Consider the following 20237-nt stretch of genomic DNA (forward strand, 5'->3'; position numbering starts at 1 on the left):
CTCGATCCCCCCGGGAGCGGCCGGATGGCCCTGCCCCGTGAATATGGCTGAACCGGGGAATCACGCTCCCCGGCGTTTGGTTCGGACTACCTGTCTTAACGCAGAGGCGGGACTCGGCAAGCACCGGCCCCGCCCTTGTCCCCTAAGTTGGGGATAAAACCGCCAGAATCAGCCTGTGGCGGGGCTCAGGAGAGCATTACGACATCATCGCCATGCCGCCATTGACGTGCAGCGTCTGGCCGGTGACGTAGCCCGCCTCCTTCGAGGCGAGATAGGCGACGGCAGCGCCGATGTCCGAACCCTCGCCCATGCGCCCCATCGGGATGCGGGCGTTGAGCGCGTCCTTCTGGCCATCGGGCAGCACATCGGTCATCGCCGTGCGGATGAAACCGGGCGCGACGCAGTTCACAGTCACCCCACGGCTGGCGAGTTCCTGACCCAGCGACTTGGACATGCCGACCAGTCCGGCCTTGGCCGCTGCATAGTTGACCTGGCCGGGATTGCCGGTCGCACCGACAACGCTGGTGATGGTGACGATGCGGCCGAAGCGGGCCTTCATCATCGGCTTGGTCGCGGCGCGCATCAGGCGGAACGCGGCTTCGAGGTTGACGCGGATGACCGCGTCCCATTCCTCGTCCTTCATCCGCATGGCCAGGTTGTCACGGGTGATGCCGGCGTTGTTCACCAGAATGTCGAGCTTGCCCAGCGTGTCCATCGCCGCCGGGACGAGATGCTCGACCTGCTCGGTGTTCGAAAGATCGCAGGTGATCTCGACGTGGTCATGACCGTATGTGTCGTTCAGTTCCTCGCGGAAGGCGCGCAGCTTGGCGGGATTGGTGCCCGACAGGGCGATGCGGGCACCCTGCTTTGCCAGTGCATGGCAGATCGAGGAGCCGATGCCTCCGGCAGCGCCGGTGACGAGGGCGGTCATGCCGCTAAGGTCAAAAAGACGATTTTCCATGGGCTCAGAGCTCCTTGAGGATGGCTTCGATGTCGGCCATGCCGATGACGCTGGTGACGGACACATCGGCGACCGAGCGGTTGATCATGGGCCCAAGGACCTTGCCGCCAAGTTCGACGAACTGCTCCACACCCGCATCCTTCATCGCCATCGCGCTTTCGCGCCAGCGGACGCGGCCGGTGACCTGTTCGACCAGAAGACGCTTCACTTCCGCAGGATCGGTCACCACTGCGGCGGTGACATTGGCGAAAAGCGCGACGCGCAGCGCGGACGGCGGAGTCTTCTCGAACGCCTCGGCCATGGCATCGGCCGCAGGCTGCATCAGCGGGCAGTGGAACGGCGCGGACACCGGCAGCAGCACGCCGCGCTTGATGCCATGATCCTTGACCATCGCCACCGCGCGCTCAATCGCCGCCTTGTGGCCGGAAAGCACGACCTGCGTCGGATCATTGTCGTTGGCGACAGTGCAGACTTCTCCTTCGGCTGCAGCTTCAGCCAAGGCAGTCGCCTTCTCGATGTCGGCCCCCAGCAACGCGCACATCGCGCCCTGTCCGACAGGTACCGCAGCCTGCATCGACTGGCCGCGCAGCTTCAGCAAGCGTGCGGTATCGGCAAGGCTGAATGCGCCCGCAGCGCAAAGCGCAGTGTATTCGCCAAGGCTGTGCCCGGCCACGAAATCGGCCTTCTCGGCCAAGGTGATGCCACCTTCACGCTCCAGCACGCGCAGCACGGCGATCGCGTTGGCCATGATCGCGGGCTGGGCGTTTTCGGTAAGGGTCAGAGCGTCTTCCGGGCCTTCCTTCATGTTCTGGAAAAGCTTCTGGCCAAGCGCGTCGTCAACTTCCTCGAACACTTCGCGCGCCACGGCGCTGGCTTCGGCGAGTTCGAGGCCCATGCCGACCTTCTGGCTGCCCTGCCCCGGAAAAACGAAAGCTCGCATTGCAACTCTCCTCAATCGCGCCCGAATTGGTTGCCGTCACTACTGTGGCGCGCGCCCTATTGCCGCCGTTCTCTTCAGGCAAGCCCGAACGGGACGATCTTGTTGTCGATATCGTGGCCGATGTCGGCCTGCCCGAGATAGGCGATCCCGGTGCGCGAGCACCAGTGTCGCGCCATGTCCTCGACCTCGCAACCGAAGGGGCGGTCGTTTTCAGGCACGTCGCTGACGCGGCCAAGGCGAAGCCCTGCCACGCCAACCAAGGAAAGGCTGCCGGTGACATGGAACAGCAGCCGGTCCACCGCATAGAGGTACTCGGCAACCTCCTCGACCATCACGACGTGCCCGGAAAGATTCGGCATCAGTGGCGTTCCGCACAGCATTGCGAGCGTCATCAGGTTGAATGCGACGGCGGGCTTCCCGCCGGCAAGCGAAGGTTCAAGGCCGGCACGACCTCCGTTTAGCCAATCCAGCGTGCGCAGGACAGCAGCCTCGCCGCCCGGCCGGCGCAGATCGACCGGCATAGGTGCATGGACCTGCCGGCCAATGCCGGCGCGGTACAGTAGTCCGAGCAAAGTCCCGCCGTCCGAGTAGCCCAGATACTGCTTGTCATAGGCCGACGCGCTGAGCTCGGGCAACGCATCCATGGCGATGCGATTGGCGCCGTAACCACCGCGCACGAACCAAACCGCCTCGAACGCGGGATCATTGGCGCATTCGACGAATGCTGCGCGCCGCAGTGCGTCCGATCCGGCGAAGTGCCCATCGCTGACAAAGCACTGTTCGTGGAAAACAAGTTCGAGTTCGGGGGATTCCGCCTCGGCCAAGGCAATCACGCGCGCGGCGTCTTCCCGTGTGAACGGCGTCGAAGGCGCGCAGATGGCGATGCGTCTGGTCACCCGCATTCCCTAGCCGGTTTCTCCGCTGCGGTAAAAGCGGCAATCGGATGGTTGTCACCAGCCGCGCGGGCGCATACCGCAAGGGCATGACCACGACCGATCCTGAAGCCCCTTCCGATCTCACCACGCGCAACTGGTTCTTTTGCGGGATCGGCGGCTCGGGGATGTTGCCGCTCGCGCTGATCCTGCGGGGAATGGGGGCCCAGGTTGCAGGGTCTGACCGCAGCCGCGATCAGGGCAGGACGCCGGAGAAGTTCGCATGGCTGGAAACGCTCGGCTTTAAGCTGTATGCGCAGGATGGTTCAGGCCTGACCTCGGCAGGCCAAGTGCTCGTAGCCTCGGCGGCTGTCGAGGATACTGTCCCCGAAGTCGTCCAAGCCAAGGCGCTCGGCTGTGAGCGTATGAGCCGCGCAGAGTTGCTGTCGAGACTGTTCAACGCGAGTGCGCATAGCATTGCGGTGGGCGGCACCAGCGGCAAATCCACCGTGACGGGGATGATCGGGTGGATCCTCACCGCCGCAGGGCGGGATCCCACGATCATGAACGGCGCGGTGATGAAGAACTTTGTTGCGGCGGATGCACCGTTCGCCTCAGCAAGAGTCGGCTCTGGCGGCATTTTTGTTTCGGAGGTTGACGAGAGCGATGGCTCCATCGCGCTCTACGAACCTTCGATTGCAGTGCTGAACAACGTCAGTCTCGATCACAAGAGCCTTGAGGAACTGCACGAGTTGTTTGGCGATTTCCTCGGCCGGGCGGCGATTGCAGTAATCAACGCCGATGACCCGGAAAGCCTTGCACTGGTACATCGCGCCAACAAGGCAGTGACGTTCGGGTTTGCAGGCAATGCGCGCATCTTCGTAGAACCAGGCACGATTGCGGAAGGGCCCACTTCAATCTCCGCGACGGTCATCGACCGCAACGACGGCGCCGCCTATCCGCTCACGCTCAAGGTGCCGGGCCGCCACAACCTTGCCAATGCGCTGGCGGCCCTTGCTGCAGCGCAGGCCGCCGGAGTACCGCTGAACGACGGTGTTCGGCACCTTGCAGGCTTTTCCGGCTTGGCCCGCCGCTTCGACATCGTCGGCACCAGCGCCGGCGGGATCACGGTCATCGACGATTTCGGTCATAACCCTGAAAAGGTCGCGGCCACTCTCGCCACCCTCAAGGCCCACCCGGGCCGGGTGATCACGTTCTTCCAGCCGCACGGCTATGGTCCGCTGCGACAGATGGGCCACGAACTCGCAGAAGTCCTGGCGACCCGACTGTCTCCGGAAGACGTCACGATCCTGTGCGATCCTGTCTACTTCGGTGGAACGGTGGATCGCTCGGTCGGGTCAGAGCGCATCGTCGGCATGATCCGCGAGCATGGCGGGCAGGCCGAATACCTCCCCTCGCGCGATGATTGCGCCGACCGGATCGTTGCCCTTGCCCGCCCGGGCGACCGGATCGTAATCATGGGCGCGCGCGACGACACGCTTTCGCTGTTTGCGCGGGATATGCTCGCCCGATTACCCTGAGTAACAAAAGCCGGAGCAGGCCTTCCCCTGCCCCGGCTGCAGCCTCGATGCGACCCGAGGAACTGCGTCAGTCGAAGCGCTTTTCCAGCAGCACGAGGCGCGGGTCCCCATCGATGGCACGGGGCACGAAGCCGCGTTCGCGCTCAAGTTCGATGGCGGCATGGTTGTCACGATCCTCGATCGAGATCACGCGCCGCAGCCCGCGCTTGCGCGCTTCTTCACCAAGCAGGTCGAGCATCGCCCAGCCGATGCCGCGACCGCGCCAGTCGTTGCGGATCGAGACGGCGATTTCCCCGGTCTCCATCTTGGCGTCGCAGGCGAGTACCGCCGAGGCTACGAGCACCCCGCTCTCATGATCAAATGCCAGGAAGCTTTCAGTGCGCCAGTGATCGCAATGGGTCAGTGGATAGAGCTGGTCGTGTCCGACATGGCGGCTTGCTGCGAGAAAACGGAAGCGGCGGTCCTCAGCGCTGACGTTTTCGAAGAAGCTTTCCAGCACCGCCTCGTCTTCGGAAAAGGCCGCACGCACATCCAGGCGCGTGCCGTCGCGCGTTGCAAAGGGACGAAGCGGGGCGAGTTCGGCAAGGCTTGCGGCGGTCATGAGGATCTCCTTGGCATCCTGTGAAGCTGATGCGTGATTAATGCCCTCAACAGTCGGAGCCTTGATCCAGCGCAAGCTGGCCTCGCGTTACACTTGCAAATCAAGCTGTGCCGCTTGCAACTGACGCACGGGTCTTGTGGCAAACACGTACCGCCCTGAAATCCTGTCCCGACGCTCCGTCCTTATCCATGTGGTTAATACCAGAGGAGGACCTGTCATGTGGCTGGATACCAGTTCCGAAGAACTCGATGTAAAGCGCCGCGCCTCACGCGTGGGAATCGAGCTTCCGGTTCGCTGCAAGCACGGCGCAACACGGTCAACGGTTATGCTTAAGGATCTCAATCCTTACGGCGCGAGGATCGAGGGACTCGAGAAGCTGCGGATCGACGAACCGCTCTACCTGATGCTGCCGGGCCTCCAGCCCAAGCTGGCGTTCGTGGTGTGGAGCCGGGATCGGGTCTCGGGGCTGGAGTTCGAACATCGCCTGCACGACGCTGTGTTCGAACGCCTGGTGAGCGAGTTTGCCATCCGCCACTATCGCGAGGGGCATTCGCCGAAGCAGGCGCCCGTCCGCCGCGCAGCCTGAAGCGTCAGTGCTTTCCGCGCGCCTTGCCTATGGCATGCACGACAAAGGCGACGATCGTACCAAGCACCACGCCGACCAAGGCAGAAAGCACCGCGTAGGTGAGCCAGCCCAGCACTCCACCAAGTGCGCCCGTTGCATGCTCCACCCAATGCTGCGCCTCGTGTGCAAGGTGTGCCGGCCCCGAGATGCCCAGAACCTCCAGCCCATGGAGGATGATGCCGCCGCCGACCCAAAGCATCGCCGCCGTGCCGACCGTGGCCAGCACTGCCAGCAACACTGGCATCGCTCGCAGAAGAAACCCGCCGATGGCCTTGGCCGTGGCCGAGGTCCGCTTCACAAGATGCAGTCCGATATCGTCCATCTTCACGATGAAGCCGACGGTGCCATAAACCGCGATGGTGATGACCACACCGACGAGCGCCAGAATCAGCGCCTGCTGAATGATGCCCTGATCAGCCACTTCGGCCAGGGCGATCGCCATGATCTCGGCCGACAGGATCAGGTCTGTCCGCACCGCACCGGAAACGCGTTCATTCTCGAATGACGCTGCATCGGCTGGCTGGTCTTCCAGGGTCTGGCCATGTTTCTCAGCCCCCAGCTTTTCCAGAAGCTTCTCCGCCCCCTCGAAGCAGAGGAACAGCCCCCCGGCCATCAGCAAGGGCGTGATCGCCCATGGCAGGAACGCGCTGAGCAACAGAGCTGCAGGCAGCAGGATCACCAGCTTGTTGAACAGACTGCCCTTTGCGATGCGCGCGATCACCGGCAATTCGCGATCCGGGGTGAACTCGGTCACGTATGAGGGGGTCACCGCCGCGTCGTCGATGACCACGCCTGCGGCCTTGGTCCCGGCCTTAGCTGCGGCGGCACTCACATCGTCAAGCGAGGCAGCAGCGGCACGGGCGATGACGGACACGTCGTCAAGCAGGGCGACAAGGCCGGTAGGCATTCTGGGTGGGATCCTTGCAGAGGCGGAAAATCGAAAGTGCGATGTGCGGGAACGATGAGACGAGTGCAAGGGTCCCGTTCAGCGCAATTTTGTCAGGTTCTCTCGCGCGAGCCCGGCACGGCAACCTGGATGAAGCGTGGTTTGCCTTTCGGTTCGGCAGCAGCGCCCGCAGCTTGTAACGTCGATGGCGGCACCCGGTGACGTGTGCACAAGCCACCAGCGCCATCGCTGGTCAGGGGCTGTTCGAATTCGACGCCGATCACCGCCTCCTCCGAACGCACCACCATAGAGACGACCAGCTGCCCCCCGCCCAGGTCGACGACAAGGCTGGTCCCTACCGGCACGCCGAGCAAGCCGTCGATCCGCGCACCGGTACGAGAAAGGTCGCGCATGACGGCTTCGTAGCGGTGGTCCTCATGGATCACTGTCACGCGGCGGAATACCGACCTTCTTTCCGGGCGATGCCGCTTCGGACCGTTGGGCTCTAGCTTCAGATCGCCGCTCTCGAGTTTTGCCTCCACCTCGGCCAGAGGCATGGCACGGGCAAACAGGTGTCCCTGCACGAGCTTGGCCCCCCGCTTCTTCACCACGTCGAGCTGGTCGAACGCCTCGACGCCTTCAACCGTCGTCTCCATGCCGAGCGCCTCGGCCAGACCGATGATCGCGGAGATGATCTTGGCGCTGTTGTTGTCCTTAGCCGCACAAGTCTCGACAAAGCTGCGGTCGATCTTGAGCTTGTCGAACGGAGCCGAACGCAGATAGCTGAGCGAGGAGTAGCCCGTTCCGAAGTCATCGAGGGCAAGGCGCACACCCAGCCCTTTCAGCGACGCAAGCACCTCGTCAACCGCTTCGCTGTCCCGCATGAACACGGTTTCGGTCAGTTCGAGCTCCAGACGCTCCGGATCGATCCCGCTCGCCGCCACTGCAGACGCCACTGCATTGACGAAACCGGACACGGCAAACTGCACGGCCGAGACGTTGACCGACAAGCGCACATTGTCCGGCCACTGGGCTGCATCGGCGCAAGCCTGCCGCAAGGCCCATTCCCCCAAGGGAACGATGAGGTTGCTCTCTTCGGCGATCGGAATGAACACCGAAGGCGCGATGGGTCCCCGTTCGGGATGATTCCAGCGCATCAGCGCCTCGAATCCCACCACGTAGTTGTCGGCAATCCGGACGACAGGCTGGTAATGCAGTTCCAGTTCACCGCGCCCCAGTGCTTCCCGCAGATCTTCGGTGAGGATCGTGCGCTCCTGCGCCTCGTCCTTGAGCTCGGCCGAAAAGAAGCGGAATTGCCCCCGACCGCCGTTCTTGGCGGCATAGAGCGCAAGGTCGGCCGATGCCACCAGCGCTTCGCGGTCCTCGCCATCGTGCGGCGCCACGGCAACACCAACCGAAGTGCCGATGACTGCACGCTTGCCTTCGATGACATAGGGCTGCGAGATCATCTGGATCAGCTTGGAGGCAATCTCGCCCAAACGGCCACGATCTTCGATGTCGGGCAGGATGACCTCGAACTCGTCACCGCCGAGGCGGCCGATATCGCCACGATCCCCGACTACCTTGCGCAGGCGTTCGGCCACCTGGCGCAGCAGTTCGTCCCCGGCGGGATGGCCCATCGTATCGTTGACGTGCTTGAACTTGTCGAGATCGAGCATCAACAAGCTGCAGCAGCGGCCGGAAGCGCGGTAGGCCGCCAGTATGGCATCAAGCTTGCGCGTCATGCGGTGCCGGTTGAAAAGACCGGTGAGTGAATCGAATTCGGCGGCGCGTTCATCCTCGCGTTGCCGCGCATATTCCTGCGTCACGTCACGGGCAAAGCCCACGTAACCGGTGAATGTGCCTTCCGGCGTGTACCTTGGCTGTCCGGACAAGGACCACCAACGCTGGTCATCACGGCGGACGGCAAAGCGCACGATGACATCCGATATCCGGCTGTGGGCAGAGAACTGGAAAGCCAGGGAACGCGATGGCTGGCCTGCGGCGGCGCTGTTGTCGGTTTCGACCACGCTCGGAAAAGGGCGCCCGATATACGACTGTGCATGGTCGAGAATCGTCTGCGTGATATAGCTCAACCGGCCTTCGCCGTCCGTGGCCCAAAGCCAGCCCAGACCGCCCTCTTCGAACCCGTCCAGAACCGCAAGCCGGACCGCTGAATCGACATGATCCATGGCCGGAGAGCCGGCAGGGGGCTTCGCGGAAGGGCAGTCAGCGCTTGCTACTACCCCCGGCTTTACCAGCCCCCTGAATATGCCTCTGACCATCAGACAGTTTCGTTCAAGCAAAAGTTGCAGGATTTTCAGCGTCTCAGACTAAACGGCGGTGGTTACTTTCACCCTAACGCCGTCCGCCCATCGACGATGCCACCGATAGGAATGCCTATCTCGCTTAGACGGGCGGGAACCGCTAGAGCGCGACGATGTCCTCGCCCGCGAAACGCCTGCACCATCTCGATGCCGCCCGTGCCTTGCTGCTGCTGCTGGGCCTGCCTTTTCACGTCGCGACCAAGGCGATCTTCGAGAGCGCACCGCCCGCAACAGACTTCCAGCAATCGCTGGTGATCGGTGGCTGGGCCTCGCTGACACACGTGTTCCGCATGTTCGCCTTCTTCATGCTGGCCGGGTATTTTGCTGGCATGATCCGCGAACGGAAAGGCACGAAAGCGTGGCTGGCGGAGCGGGCCCGGCGGCTTGGCCTGCCATTCGCGGCGAGCCTTATCACACTCGGCGCGGTGCAGTTCCGCTTGCAGGACCTGCTACTGCACAAGGCATCGCCGACCTTTCTCGGACTGCCCCTGGCGCTCGATCACCTTTGGTTTCTGGTCGTGCTGCTGGGCTTCTGCGTCACCTATGCCGCCATGCCGATGCAGCGCTTGAAGCCCGGCTCCGGTGTCCGGCGCGCCATGCTGCTCGAAGGCCCCGGAGGGCTGGTCTTGCTGGCCTCGCTCGCGCTGTGGGGCCTGTTGCGTTACGCAATCGAACAGGTCCCGCCGATCCCGAACGCGCCGAGCGAGACCCTGCTGTGGCAGCAATACGTGTTCCACGCCGCGGGGTTCGCGCTTGGTGTGGTGGCCTGGCACGGCCAGCTTGGCGAGCATATCTTCGCGCTGCGCAGCCGCTGGATCATTCCCGGCATCGCAGTGCTGCTGGTACCCTACGTCCCGCTCGATCCGCTTATCCGACCTGCGCTGGGCAAGGAAATCTATCCTGACCTCGCCGGGACGCTGGCGCTGCGCGCGCTCGAACTGCCGCTGGCCTATCTTATGTCGCTTGCGCTGTTTCGCCTGCTGGCCTGGGCAGTGAGAGGACCGAGCAAGGTCGTGACCTTCTTCGTCAACGGCGCACTGGCGATCTATCTCTTCCACTTGGTCTGGGCGATGATCGTCCTGCCGCAGGCACGGTCACTACCCCTGCCGACCGAGGCCCAATGGCTGGTCAGCGCCGGCGCTGTCCTGCTGCTGGCGGTCTTGAGCTACCTCGCCGTCCGCACCACAAACCTGACCTCGATCCTGTTCTGTGGCGCCCCATTGAAGCAGACCGCCTCTGCTGCCCCGCCGGTTTCGCCTGCGCGCTTCTGACGAGCATGGCCGGCGGCCCCCTTACCCCTGCGCGCGGCCCCGCTCCATTACCTCGCGGCGGCGCGCTTCGACTTGCCTCGCATCGACCTTCCCGTTCATTGCTCGGGAGACCTGGCCTTCAAGCGCCAGTGCCTCAGCGAAGGCCAAGGCGTAGCCGTCGTCGATCAAGGCCTTGTAAGCCGTTGTCATACGCGGCTCGATGCTTGCCATGTCCTGCGCCAGCGCAATGCATGTGGACAGGAGGTCTGCTGTCGGAACCACGCGGTTCACCAGCCCCCAGGCGCAGGCCTGATCTGCACTGATGAAGTTGCCCGTCAGCGACAGCTCTTTCGCTCGCGAAATGCCAATCATCCGCGAGAGCTTCTGCGAGAGCCCCCAGCCGGGCATGATTCCGACGCGCCCATGGGTATCGGCAAAGCGCGCATTCTGGCTGGCGATCAGCACATCACATGCCAGCGCCAGTTCGAAGCCACCGGTGATGGCCACACCATTGATCGCACCGATCACCGGTTTGCGGCACTGCTCCACCGCCTTGACCGGATTGCGTTCGGCCTCACCGGCGTTGGCATCGCCCAGCTTCGAGGTATCGGACCCAAGCTCCTTGAGATCGAGCCCAGCCGTGAACGCACGCTCCCCTTCTCCCGTCAGCACAACCGCGCGGATGCTTTCGTCCGCATCGACATCGCGCATCACCTGCGCCAGTTTGGCGCGCATAGCCGAAGACAAGGCGTTCATCGCTTCCGGGCGGTTGAGCGTAACCACGGCCACGGCATCGTGGCGTTCGACTTTGACCAGCATCCTGCATCTCCCTTAAGGGGGCGATTAAAGGCAAGTCATCAGGCCTTGGCAAGCCACTGCCGACCAAGTTCAGGCTTGCTTTCCACGCCAGAATCGCTATGCGCCGCCCCTTCGCGGGATGTCCCGTGAAAACCGAAGAAAGCCGGAGGGGCCCCGCAATCCCGCGGACAAGCCAGCGATCGGTTAGTTAGATAAGGAAGCACGAAGCATGCCGCTTTACGAGCATGTCTTTCTCGCGCGCCAGGATCTGAGCCAGGCTCAGGTTGATACGCTCGCGGCCGCCGCCACCGAAATCGTCGAGAGCAACAACGGCAAGGTCACCAAGACCGAGACCTGGGGCCTCCGTTCGCTGGCATACAAGATCCAGAAGAACCGCAAGGCGCACTTCGTGCTGCTGAACATCGAAGCTTCGGGCGACGTGATCGCCGAGCTCGAGCGTCAAACGCAGATCAACGAAGACGTGATCCGCTACATGACCGTCCGCGTTGACGAGCATGAAGCCGGCCCGTCCGTGATGATGCGCAAGAACGATCGCGAGCGCAGCCGTCGCCGCGAACGCGAAGGGGAATAAGACATGGCTCGTCCGTTTTTCCGTCGCCGCAAGAGCTGCCCGTTCTCGGGCAAGAACGCGCCGAAGATCGACTACAAGGACGTGCGCCTGCTGCAGGGCTTCATGTCCGAGCGTGGCAAGATCGTTCCGTCGCGCATCACCGCCGTTTCGGCGAAGAAGCAGCGTGAGCTGAGCCAGGCGATCAAGCGCGCCCGGCACATCGGCCTCCTGCCCTACATCGTGAAGTAAGGAGCGCTATCCATGCAGATCATCCTGCTCGAGCGCATCGAGAAGCTGGGTTCGATCGGTGACGAAGTCACCGTGAAGGACGGCTACGCCCGCAACTTCCTTCTTCCCAACAAGAAGGCCCTGCGCGCCAACGAAGCCAACCGCAAGGTCTTCGAAGCCAACCGCGCCCGCATCGAAGCCGAAAACGCCGCCCGCCGCGAAGACGCCCAGAATGAATCGGGCAACGTCGAAGGCAAGGAAGTCGTGCTCATCCGCGCCGCTTCGAACGCTGGCCAGCTTTACGGCTCGGTCTCGGTTCGCGACATCGCCGACGCTCTGGTCGAACAGGGCGCCAAGGTCAGCAAGGCCATGATCGTGCTCGAACGCCCGATCAAGACCCTCGGCGTCTACGACGTCAAGGTCTCGCTGCACCCGGAAGTCTCGGTGAACGTCAAGGTCAACGTCGCGCGTTCGCCCGACGAAGCCGAACTGCAGTCGAAGGGCGTCAACGTCATCGACGCGATGTTCGACAACGAGACCGGCGGCTTCACCGAAGCCTACGATCCGAACGCAGAACCGGGCGAAATCCCGGCCGAGCTGCTGGAAGGCGGCGAGGAAGCGACCGAAGCCTGAGGCTTCATCGCTTTTCGGCAACAGAATTGGGGGCGTCCTTCGGGGCGCCCCTTTTTCTTTGGCCTTACTTCGCAGGTTCCAGCCGCAGGAAGCGCGCGGCATTGTTGTAGAGAATGTCGCGCTTCTGCTCTGGGCTCAGATAGTCCGCGTTCTGGATCAGCCCGATCGAGTAAGCCATCAGCCCAGGCCATGCGAGCTGGTCCGTCCCGTACATCACGCGGTCGCCAAAGCCGGCATCGACAAGCCGCTCGATGTAGCGGTTCACGTCCTTGCGCGGGTAGCTCCAGATCAGTCCGGCAATATCGACATAGACGTGGCTGTTGGCCTGCAGCAGCGTCAGCATGTTGTCGATCATCGGATACCCGGCATGCATCACCTGCACCCGCAGCTTCGGGTGTCGCGCCAGCAATTCCTCCAGCAACAGCGGGTTGCCCATCGAGCCGCGATACGTCGGCATCGCAATGTTGGCGCGGCCAGAACCGCCCGTGCCCATGTGTATCGCCACCGGAATGTCCAGCTTCTCTGCCAGCGCGAAGTACTGATCGACGCGCATGTCCGATGGCGATATGCCTTCGTACTGCAAGCCGATCTCGCCCATGACCTTGAAGCCCTCCTTGGTGAAGGCAACCTCCAGCATCTTGAGCTGCTTGGCTGGATCCCCGCCTTCAACCCGGCCGAACGCAGTTCCTGGAATGACGCGCGCCGGCGCCGCCGCCTGCCACGTCTTCACCGCCTCGACATCGCCGAAGACGACGCCGCGCACATTGAGGCGCTCCATCTCGGCCAGGACTGCCTTCATGTACTCGCCCTTGGGTGCCGGATAGAGCTTGGGCGAACACTCCTCGCTGGACCAGCCGAACGGTGCTTCGGGTCCATTCTTCGGATCCGAGGCTTCGAAGCGCGCCTGATTCGGGCAAACGGGCGTGGCCCAGGGCGCGTCGGCCATGGCGTGCATGTGAACATCAATTATCGGTGCCACGGCGGCAGTGGTGTTCTGGGCCGAGGCCGAGCCGGCTCCCACCAGCGCGATTATCGCAAGCGAACTCAATCCAAGGCGCATCTTCGTGGTTCTCCCAATATTTGACAGCGTTATCATTCGAACGCCTGCAAGGCGCAAGATCTGTTTGGATTGCTGACTTCGTGCGCATGGCTGTGTCTTTGCAGGGACACGCAGCCGCGCTAGACAAGTGGGGATGGAAACAACTGAAACGATCGTCGCCGAACTTTCCCGCATCTACGACAACGCCGTCGCCACGCTCAGGGCCGACATAGCGGACTACGCCAACCACGGCACCCTGCCCCCCTCGCAGCGGCGGACCGACGGCAGCTACTGCTACCCCGAACTGCACGTCCGCCTCAATGCGGAGCCAAGCCATGAATCGACAGGGAGGGCGTTCGGACGTCTCACCCAGCGTGGTGACTATTCGTGCACGGTCACGCGGCCCGCGCTGTTCGACGATTACCTGAAGGAGCAGATCGACCTGATCCGCGAAGGCTTCGAGGTCGAGATCGCGGTCCGCCCCTCGCGGCAGGAAATACCCTTCCCCTATGTGCTCGACGGTGCCTATGGCGCCCAGATCGGCCGTATAAACCCGCAGGAACTGGCGCAGCACTTCCCCGCCACCGACCTCGCCCACATCGGCGACGAAATCGCGGATGCCGATTATGATGTGGGCGATGGCCCGCTGCCGCTGTCACTGTTTGACGGCTTGCGCACCGATTTCAGTCTCGCCCGCCTGGCGCATTATACCGGGACGCAGATCGACGATTTCCAGCGCTACATTCTGTTCACCAACTATCACCGCTATGTCGACGAGTTCGTCGATTGGGCCGCGCAGCAGATCAATGGCGAGAATTTCATCGCCCTCACCGGCGCGGGCGGCCTTTCCCTGGATGCACGAACCGAGAACGCCCGCGCCCGCCTGTCCGACACCGCCTGGCGGCGTCACCAGATGCCGGCCTACCACCTCGTGGCGCCGGACAAGTCGGGCATCACGCTGGTGAACATCGGCGTCGGCCCCTCCAACGCCAAGACGATTTGCGACCACCTCGCGGTGCTGCGCCCCGAGGCTTGGCTGATGATCGGTCATTGCGGCGGCTTGCGGCCGACCCAGAAGATCGGCGACTACGTCCTCGCCCACGCCTATCTGCGCGATGACCACGTGCTTGATCCCGTCCTCCCGCCCGAAATCCCTATTCCCGCAATTGCCGAAGTGCAGGTGGCACTGCAGAAGGCGGCGGAGCTCGTGTCAGGCGAAGGCGGCACCGATCTCAAGAAGCGCATGCGCACCGGCACGATCGTCACCACCGACGATCGCAATTGGGAACTGCGCTACACCCACTCCGCCCGTCGCCTGTCACTCAGCCGCGCGGTCGGCATCGACATGGAGAGCGCCACGATCGCCGCGCAGGGCTATCGCTTCCGCGTGCCCTACGGCACCCTGTTGTGCGTCTCGGACAAGCCTCTGCACGGGGAGATCAAACTGCCGGGCCAGGCGAACCGCTTCTACGAGGAAGCCATCGCCGCCCATCTCGCCATCGGCACGACCGCTTGTGACCTGCTACGACAGGAAGGCCCCCGCCTCCACAGCCGCAAGCTGCGCGCCTTTAACGAACCGCCGTTTCGTTAAGTCACAAAAGAAAAGGCAATCCGAAGCAGCTAGCCCTGCTTGCGGATTGCCGAGGTTGCGTCCCTTCGCTTCGGGGTGGCCGAAGCGGGGTCCTGATTACTTGAAGACTTCCGCGCCCAGCGTATCCATGGCGCTGCGGAACATATCGACCGAGTTGGAGAAAACCTCGAAGTCTATGCCCTTCCCGGTGACCATGTCCCATGTCATCATCACGGCATCGTCCTTGCCCAGTGAGACCGAGGCAAAACGGGTATTGCGGTTGAAGCGCACGGCGTCTTCGGCAGTGAACTTCTTCTCGGGCGTGAAATTCGCCACGAATTGCAGCGACTGGCACCCGTCATGGGTCTTTTCGTTGCATTCGTAAAACAGCAGCGCTGCCTGCCAGCCCCCGATCTCTGTGTTGATCAGTGGATCGCCGTTGGCGTCTTTGGCGAGTTCGGCAGTATACCCGAGGTTCTTCAACGCTTCAGCCACACCTTCGGGCTTTACCGCGCTGACGGTGGCAGTTGCCGCCTCAGCTGCCGAAGGGGCAAGAACGCTGACGGCAGCCGCCGCCAGCAGGCTCTTCCAGATCATTCGCATTCTCAATCCCGAAAAGGGCTCTTGCCGGCCCGTTCGTTTGTGGGATCGAAGCTGCCATCATTGCACGCTGTCGGCAAGAGGGCTCTGACAACCTTTTTTGCGTCCCCTCAGGCGAGGAATTCGGCCAGACGCTCCCCCATTTCCGGACGTGTCACGCAACTCATATGCGTGCCGGGGATGAACGTCAGCGTCGCATCGGGCAGGGCTTCGGCCAACCGTTCGGCCGATCCGTTGTCATTGTCCTGATCGCCGCACAGCACCTGTGTCGGCATGGTAATCGCGGACAGCTCTGCCGGATCGGTGTCCGCCATGGTGCCGAGCAGCATCCGCGCCGCCAGCCGGTCAACGCCCATGGTCTTGAGGAACTGCTGCGAGAAGTATGCCGGATCGTCGCGCTTGATGGTGCCGAACCGGTTGATGACGTCGAGGAAGAAGTCCTGCCGCCGCGCCCAGCCGGCAAGCCCTTCGAGTCCCATGCCCGAAAGCACCAACTTGCGCGGTCTCATGCCACCAATCACTGCGCGCGCTGCGGTTCGCGAGCCCAGCGAAAAACCGACCAGATCGAAGTCTGTCAGGCCAAGATGCGCCACCAAAGCCTCAAGATCGCGCACCAGCACGTCCTGGGGATAGGCGGCCGGGTCATGCGGTGCAGCGCTGCGCCCATGCACGCGCAGGTCGGGCATGAAGCATTCGAAGCCCGCCTCGGCCAGCTTCGCCGCCGTTCCGAACTTGATCCAGTTGACCTCGGCGGAGGAAAACAGGCCATGCAGAAGCACCACCGGTCTTCCCGCGCCTAAGCGATGCAGCGCCAATTGCGCTCCGCCAAAGCCTGGGAAGAACTCGGTGGTTGCTTCCGTCATGCGATGATCAGCCCTTCTTGAGGTGGCGACGGCCGAGCAGTTCGGCGATCTGCACCGCGTTCAGTGCCGCACCCTTGCGCAGGTTGTCCGAAACGCACCAGATGTTCAGGCCGTTGTCGATGGTCGAATCCTCGCGCACGCGCGAAACGAAAGTGGCGAAATCGCCCACGCATTCGACCGGCGTCACGTATCCGCCGTTCTCGCGCTTGTCGATCAGCATCACCCCCGGCGCTTCGCGCAGGATGTTCTGCGCTTCCTCGGCCGAAATCTCGTTCTCGAACTCGATATTCAGCGATTCCGAGTGACCGATGAACACCGGCACGCGCACGCAGGTGGCCGTGACCTTGACCTTGGGATCGAGGATCTTCTTGGTTTCGGCGACCATCTTCCACTCTTCCTTGGTCGAACCATCGTCAAGGAAGACGTCGATGTGCGGGATCACGTTGAAGGCGATCTGCTTGGTGAACTTCCTGGGCTCGACCGGGTCGCCGACGAAGATCGCACGGCTCTGTTCGAACAGCTCGTCCATGCCTTCCTTGCCCGCGCCGGAAACCGACTGATAGGTCGAGACGACGACGCGCTTGATCTTCGCAGCATCGTGCAGCGGCTTCAATGCAACGACCATCTGCGCGGTCGAGCAGTTCGGATTGGCGATGATGTTCTTCGCGGTATAGCCGTCGATTGCATCCGGGTTAACCTCGGGCACGATCAGCGGCACGTCCGGGTCCATGCGGTAGAGCGACGAGTTGTCGATCACTACGCAGCCTGCGGCGGCAGCGCGGGGGGCATGAACCTGCGTCGGGCCCGAACCCGCTGCGAACAGGGCAATGTCCCAGCCGGTGAAATCGAAATTGTCGACGTTCTGGACTTTCAGCATCCTGCCCGTTTCGCCGAACTCGATCTCGGTGCCCTGCGAACGCGACGAAGCAACCGCCGCGATCTCGTCGCAGGGAAACTCGCGCTCGGCCAGAATGTTGAGCATCTCGCGGCCCACATTCCCCGTCGCACCGACCACTACAACCCGGTAACCCATTTCCATTCCCTTCCTGCGGCCCGCCCTTCAACAGCGGACGGGCCGTTCCCTAGCGGCTGGTTCCGACCAGCCAAGTGTTTTGGGCTTTAGGCCCATGAAGTGAGGCTACTTGCCACTCCCTGCGCCATTACGGTCAAGGAAGCGGAAAATCGTCTCGTACAAGTGCTGGCTCACCTTCGGCCCGCTGATGCGGTGCGTGTAGCCGGGATAGAGCATCATCTCGAACGGCACCGCCTCGGCCTGCATCTTGGCGATGATCGCCGACGCATTCTCGAACACCACGTTGTCGTCGGCCATGCCGTGGATGACGAGCAGCGGATCGCTTATCTTGCCGGTGTCGGCCAGCGCGTTCGACTTCTCGTAAACTTGCGGCAGCTTGTTCGGATCGCCCAGGTAACGCTCGGTATAGGTCGTGTCGTACATCTGCCACTTGGTCACCGGCGCAACGGCAATGCCCGCCGCATAGGCGCCTGGATTGGCCTCGAGCATCTTGATCGACATGTAGCCGCCATAAGACCAGCCGAAGGTGCTGATCTTGTCGGCATCGACGAAGTTCTGCTTCTTCAGCCAGTTGGCGCCTGCCAGCTGGTCCTCGACCTCGACCGTGCCCATCGCGTGGTGCAGCGCCGAGGCGAACTTCACGCCGCGGTTCTCCGACCCGCGATTGTCGATCGCGAAGTAGATGTAGCCCTTGTCGACAATCGCCTGTGCCAGCGCGCCCTGGAAGCCCTTGGCTACCACTTGCGCGGTCGGCCCGCCGTAGTGGTAGGTGAACACCGGGTACTTCTTGCCGGGTTCCAGCGGTGGCGTGATCATCATGTAGTGCAGCGGCGTGCCATCAGCCGCTGGGATGGTGCCGAATTGCGCGGGACGATGGCTGGCAAGGTAGGGCGCATAGGGGTGCGAGCCAGTGACCTTGTTCTCCTCGATCCACGCCAGGCGCTTGCCCGTGGTGTCCGCAATATAGGACTGCGCCGGCTGTGCGTCCGACGATCGCGTGATCATCAGCGTCTGGCCGCTCTTGTCCATGCCCGCGCTGTTGACCCAGCCGAGTTCGGTAAGACGGGTCAACTTGCCCGGCGCCTTGAGGTCCATCGCATAGACCTGTTGCGCCAGAACGTCGTCCTTGGTGCCCGTCAGGTAAAGCTTGCCGCCCTTCTCGTCGACGCCGACCAGGCCGGTGACGACCCACTCACCCTTGGTCAGCTGGCTCCACTTGCCCTTGTTGAAGCGGTACAGATGCCCGAAGCCATCGCGCTGCGACCACCAGACAAGGCTGCCGTCCGAAAGAAAGCGATAGCTGTCCGAAAGATCGATCCAGTGCCTGTCCGCCGCCTTCTCGCTGAACAGCACGCTCGACTTACCGGTCGCAGGATCGACCTTGAGCATGTCGAGCACGGTCTGCTCACGGTTCATGCGCTGGACGTAGAGCGTCTTGCCATCGGGCGCCCAGTCGACGCGGGCGAGGTAGATGTCCTTGTCCTTGCCCAGATCGACCTGCACGCGGTTCGAGCCATCCGGCCCCATCACGTAGAGCGAGACTTCGGCGTTGGGCGTGCCCGCAGCCGGATAGCGCTGATCGAAAGTCTTGGTGCCTTCCGCACCGATAGCGGCGCGCGTGACCACGCCGACCATGCTTTCGTCAAAGCGCTCTACCGCGATGCGGCTTTCATCGGGAGACCACCAGAAGCCGTTGAAGCGGTTCATTTCCTCCTGTGCGACAAACTCCGCCTCGCCCCAATGGACGTCGGCATTCGCCTCTTCCGGCGTGATCGCCTGCGCTGCCCCACCGGTCACCGGCCCTGCCCACAGACGGCGGTCGCGCACAAAGGCGATGTGCTCGCCCTTCGGCCCCAGCTTCGGCGTCAGCTCGCCCCCCTTGGTTCCTTCAACCTTGCGCACCGATCCGTCGAGCCCTGCCAGCAGCAGATCGCCGTCCACCGGCACCAGCACAGACTTGCCGTCCGCGCTCCACTCGTACGACACGATGCCCTTGAGATCGCCGATGCGCTGGCGTTCGCGCTGCATCTTCTCGGCCTCGCTCAACTGGCGGCCGGACGAGAGCTTGAGCGAATCCACCAGCATCTTCCACTCAGCCGTCTGGCGGTCGAAGCCCCACAGGTCATAGCGCTCGCGGTCGTCGGCGCGGTTGCGCAGCAGCGTCAGGTAGCGACCATCGGGCGATAGCTTCACCGCCCGCGGCGCCGGGCCATTGAGGCTCGGACTGGCGAACACGCGCTCGAACGTCAGGTCTTTCGCTTCGGCCGGGGCTGGAGCGGACGCGGCAGTGGTCATCGGGGTTCCCTGTTGGGCAAGCGCAGGCGCAGCGACGAAAGAGACAAGCGCGCAGGCGGCGAGCAGGCGGAAGTGACGCATGGGTTTTCGGTATCCTCTGGCCCGGCTCCAAGTCCGGGGCGTGTTTGCGATGCGCCTAGGTGGCCCGAAATGGTTGCGTATGAAAGCAGAAAAGGCGCCCTGGCTCTGAGCCAGGACGCCTTTCTGAACACGTTATCCGCGTCGGGGCGTTGCTCAGGCCTTGGTGACCTTACGCTCAGCAATACGCGCCGATTTACCCGTGCGGCCACGAAGATAGTAAAGCTTCGCACGACGCACGACACCACGACGCACCACGGTAATCGAATCGATGTTGGGCGAGTAGAGCGGGAACACGCGCTCCACGCCTTCGCCGAACGAAATCTTGCGAACGGTGAAGTTCGAGCCGAGGCCACGGTTCGAACGCGCGATGCACACGCCTTCGTAGGCCTGGACGCGGGTACGCTCGCCTTCGACGACGCGCACGCCAACGCGGACAGTATCGCCAGCGCGGAAGTCCGGAATTTCCTTCTTCGCCTTGAATTCGGCGATGGCTTCAGCTTCAAGCTGCTGAATCAGGTTCATT

Annotated in this window: 20 protein-coding genes; 7 read left to right on the forward strand and 13 right to left on the reverse strand. The window is 63.0% G+C overall.

Going from position 1 to position 20237, the window contains the following annotated elements:
• Positions 1–196 precede the first annotated feature (196 nt).
• The 3 genes from fabG to IM701_RS10255 all read right to left on the reverse strand — a co-directional run bounded on the left by fabG (position 197) and on the right by IM701_RS10255 (position 2803).
• Positions 197–961: a 3-oxoacyl-[acyl-carrier-protein] reductase gene (fabG, locus tag IM701_RS10245; RefSeq protein ID WP_039334779.1), complete on the reverse strand. Its 765-nt coding sequence runs from the start codon at positions 959–961 to the stop codon at positions 197–199.
• 4 nt (positions 962–965) lie between these two features.
• Positions 966–1901: an ACP S-malonyltransferase gene (fabD, locus tag IM701_RS10250; protein WP_193826893.1), complete on the reverse strand. Its 936-nt coding sequence runs from the start codon at positions 1899–1901 to the stop codon at positions 966–968.
• A gap of 74 nt (positions 1902–1975) precedes the next feature.
• On the reverse strand, positions 1976–2803 hold the full coding sequence (locus IM701_RS10255) for an LD-carboxypeptidase (RefSeq protein ID WP_039334775.1): 828 nt from the start codon (positions 2801–2803) through the stop codon (positions 1976–1978).
• Positions 2804–2844: 41 nt separating this feature from the next.
• On the opposite strand from IM701_RS10255, the gene IM701_RS10260 reads away from it, so the two are divergent.
• Positions 2845–4314, forward strand: coding sequence for a Mur ligase family protein (locus IM701_RS10260; protein WP_370584309.1), 1470 nt, complete (start codon positions 2845–2847; stop codon positions 4312–4314).
• Between the two features lie 67 nt (positions 4315–4381).
• Here IM701_RS10260 and IM701_RS10265 read toward each other — a convergent pair whose 3' ends face one another.
• A complete protein-coding gene (locus tag IM701_RS10265; RefSeq protein WP_193826894.1) occupies positions 4382–4915 on the reverse strand; it encodes a GNAT family N-acetyltransferase in 534 nt (177 codons plus the stop codon).
• A 217-nt stretch (positions 4916–5132) separates the two neighbouring features.
• Between IM701_RS10265 and IM701_RS10270 the strand changes: the two genes are divergently transcribed.
• Complete coding sequence (locus IM701_RS10270; protein ID WP_052242402.1) at positions 5133–5501, forward strand: PilZ domain-containing protein; 369 nt, start codon at positions 5133–5135, stop codon at positions 5499–5501.
• Between the two features lie 4 nt (positions 5502–5505).
• Here the strand turns inward: IM701_RS10270 and IM701_RS10275 are convergent, their stop codons facing one another.
• Together IM701_RS10275 and IM701_RS10280 are read right to left on the reverse strand one after the other, a co-directional pair.
• Entirely contained in the window at positions 5506–6447 is a 942-nt protein-coding gene (locus IM701_RS10275; protein ID WP_193826895.1) for a DUF808 domain-containing protein, read from the reverse strand.
• Between the two features lie 92 nt (positions 6448–6539).
• Positions 6540–8618 (reverse strand): EAL domain-containing protein, encoded by a 2079-nt coding sequence (locus IM701_RS10280; RefSeq protein WP_230487664.1) that lies wholly within the window; start codon positions 8616–8618, stop codon positions 6540–6542.
• Between the two features lie 248 nt (positions 8619–8866).
• On the opposite strand from IM701_RS10280, the gene IM701_RS10285 reads away from it, so the two are divergent.
• Entirely contained in the window at positions 8867–10024 is a 1158-nt protein-coding gene (locus tag IM701_RS10285; protein WP_193826896.1) for an acyltransferase family protein, read from the forward strand.
• A 21-nt stretch (positions 10025–10045) separates the two neighbouring features.
• Here the strand turns inward: IM701_RS10285 and IM701_RS10290 are convergent, their stop codons facing one another.
• On the reverse strand, positions 10046–10822 hold the full coding sequence (locus IM701_RS10290; RefSeq protein ID WP_193826897.1) for an enoyl-CoA hydratase: 777 nt from the start codon (positions 10820–10822) through the stop codon (positions 10046–10048).
• Positions 10823–11030: 208 nt separating this feature from the next.
• Between IM701_RS10290 and rpsF the strand changes: the two genes are divergently transcribed.
• The 3 genes from rpsF to rplI are packed head-to-tail and all read left to right on the forward strand — an operon-like array spanning position 11031 to position 12233.
• On the forward strand, positions 11031–11393 hold the full coding sequence (gene rpsF / locus IM701_RS10295; protein WP_039334770.1) for a 30S ribosomal protein S6: 363 nt from the start codon (positions 11031–11033) through the stop codon (positions 11391–11393).
• A 3-nt stretch (positions 11394–11396) separates the two neighbouring features.
• On the forward strand, positions 11397–11621 hold the full coding sequence (gene rpsR, locus IM701_RS10300) for a 30S ribosomal protein S18 (RefSeq protein WP_011445073.1): 225 nt from the start codon (positions 11397–11399) through the stop codon (positions 11619–11621).
• A 12-nt stretch (positions 11622–11633) separates the two neighbouring features.
• Positions 11634–12233 (forward strand): 50S ribosomal protein L9, encoded by a 600-nt coding sequence (rplI, locus tag IM701_RS10305; RefSeq protein ID WP_039334765.1) that lies wholly within the window; start codon positions 11634–11636, stop codon positions 12231–12233.
• Positions 12234–12297: 64 nt separating this feature from the next.
• On the opposite strand, the gene IM701_RS10310 is transcribed toward rplI, so the two are convergent.
• The gene (locus IM701_RS10310; protein WP_193826898.1) at positions 12298–13293 is read right to left on the reverse strand and encodes an amidohydrolase family protein; all 996 of its coding nucleotides are present in this window, start codon (positions 13291–13293) and stop codon (positions 12298–12300) included.
• 133 nt (positions 13294–13426) lie between these two features.
• Here IM701_RS10310 and IM701_RS10315 point away from each other — a divergent pair, with 133 nt between their 5' ends.
• Positions 13427–14863 (forward strand): AMP nucleosidase, encoded by a 1437-nt coding sequence (locus IM701_RS10315; RefSeq protein ID WP_193826899.1) that lies wholly within the window; start codon positions 13427–13429, stop codon positions 14861–14863.
• Positions 14864–14959: 96 nt separating this feature from the next.
• On the opposite strand, the gene IM701_RS10320 is transcribed toward IM701_RS10315, so the two are convergent.
• The 5 genes from IM701_RS10320 to rplS form a co-directional block, all read right to left on the reverse strand.
• Positions 14960–15439, reverse strand: coding sequence for a YbjN domain-containing protein (locus tag IM701_RS10320; protein ID WP_230487665.1), 480 nt, complete (start codon positions 15437–15439; stop codon positions 14960–14962).
• Positions 15440–15552: 113 nt separating this feature from the next.
• A complete protein-coding gene (locus IM701_RS10325; protein WP_193826900.1) occupies positions 15553–16305 on the reverse strand; it encodes an alpha/beta fold hydrolase in 753 nt (250 codons plus the stop codon).
• Positions 16306–16312: 7 nt separating this feature from the next.
• Complete coding sequence (locus IM701_RS10330) at positions 16313–17338, reverse strand: aspartate-semialdehyde dehydrogenase (RefSeq protein ID WP_039334753.1); 1026 nt, start codon at positions 17336–17338, stop codon at positions 16313–16315.
• Between the two features lie 105 nt (positions 17339–17443).
• Positions 17444–19714, reverse strand: a complete 2271-nt coding sequence (locus tag IM701_RS10335) for a S9 family peptidase (protein WP_193826901.1) — start codon at positions 19712–19714, stop codon at positions 17444–17446.
• A 153-nt stretch (positions 19715–19867) separates the two neighbouring features.
• Positions 19868–20236: a 50S ribosomal protein L19 gene (gene rplS, locus IM701_RS10340; protein WP_011445066.1), complete on the reverse strand. Its 369-nt coding sequence runs from the start codon at positions 20234–20236 to the stop codon at positions 19868–19870.
• Between the last annotated feature and the right edge of the window lies 1 nt (position 20237).

Origin of the sequence: Novosphingobium sp. ES2-1 (genome assembly GCF_015169775.1) — a bacterium.
Classification (GTDB): domain Bacteria; phylum Pseudomonadota; class Alphaproteobacteria; order Sphingomonadales; family Sphingomonadaceae; genus Novosphingobium; species Novosphingobium subterraneum.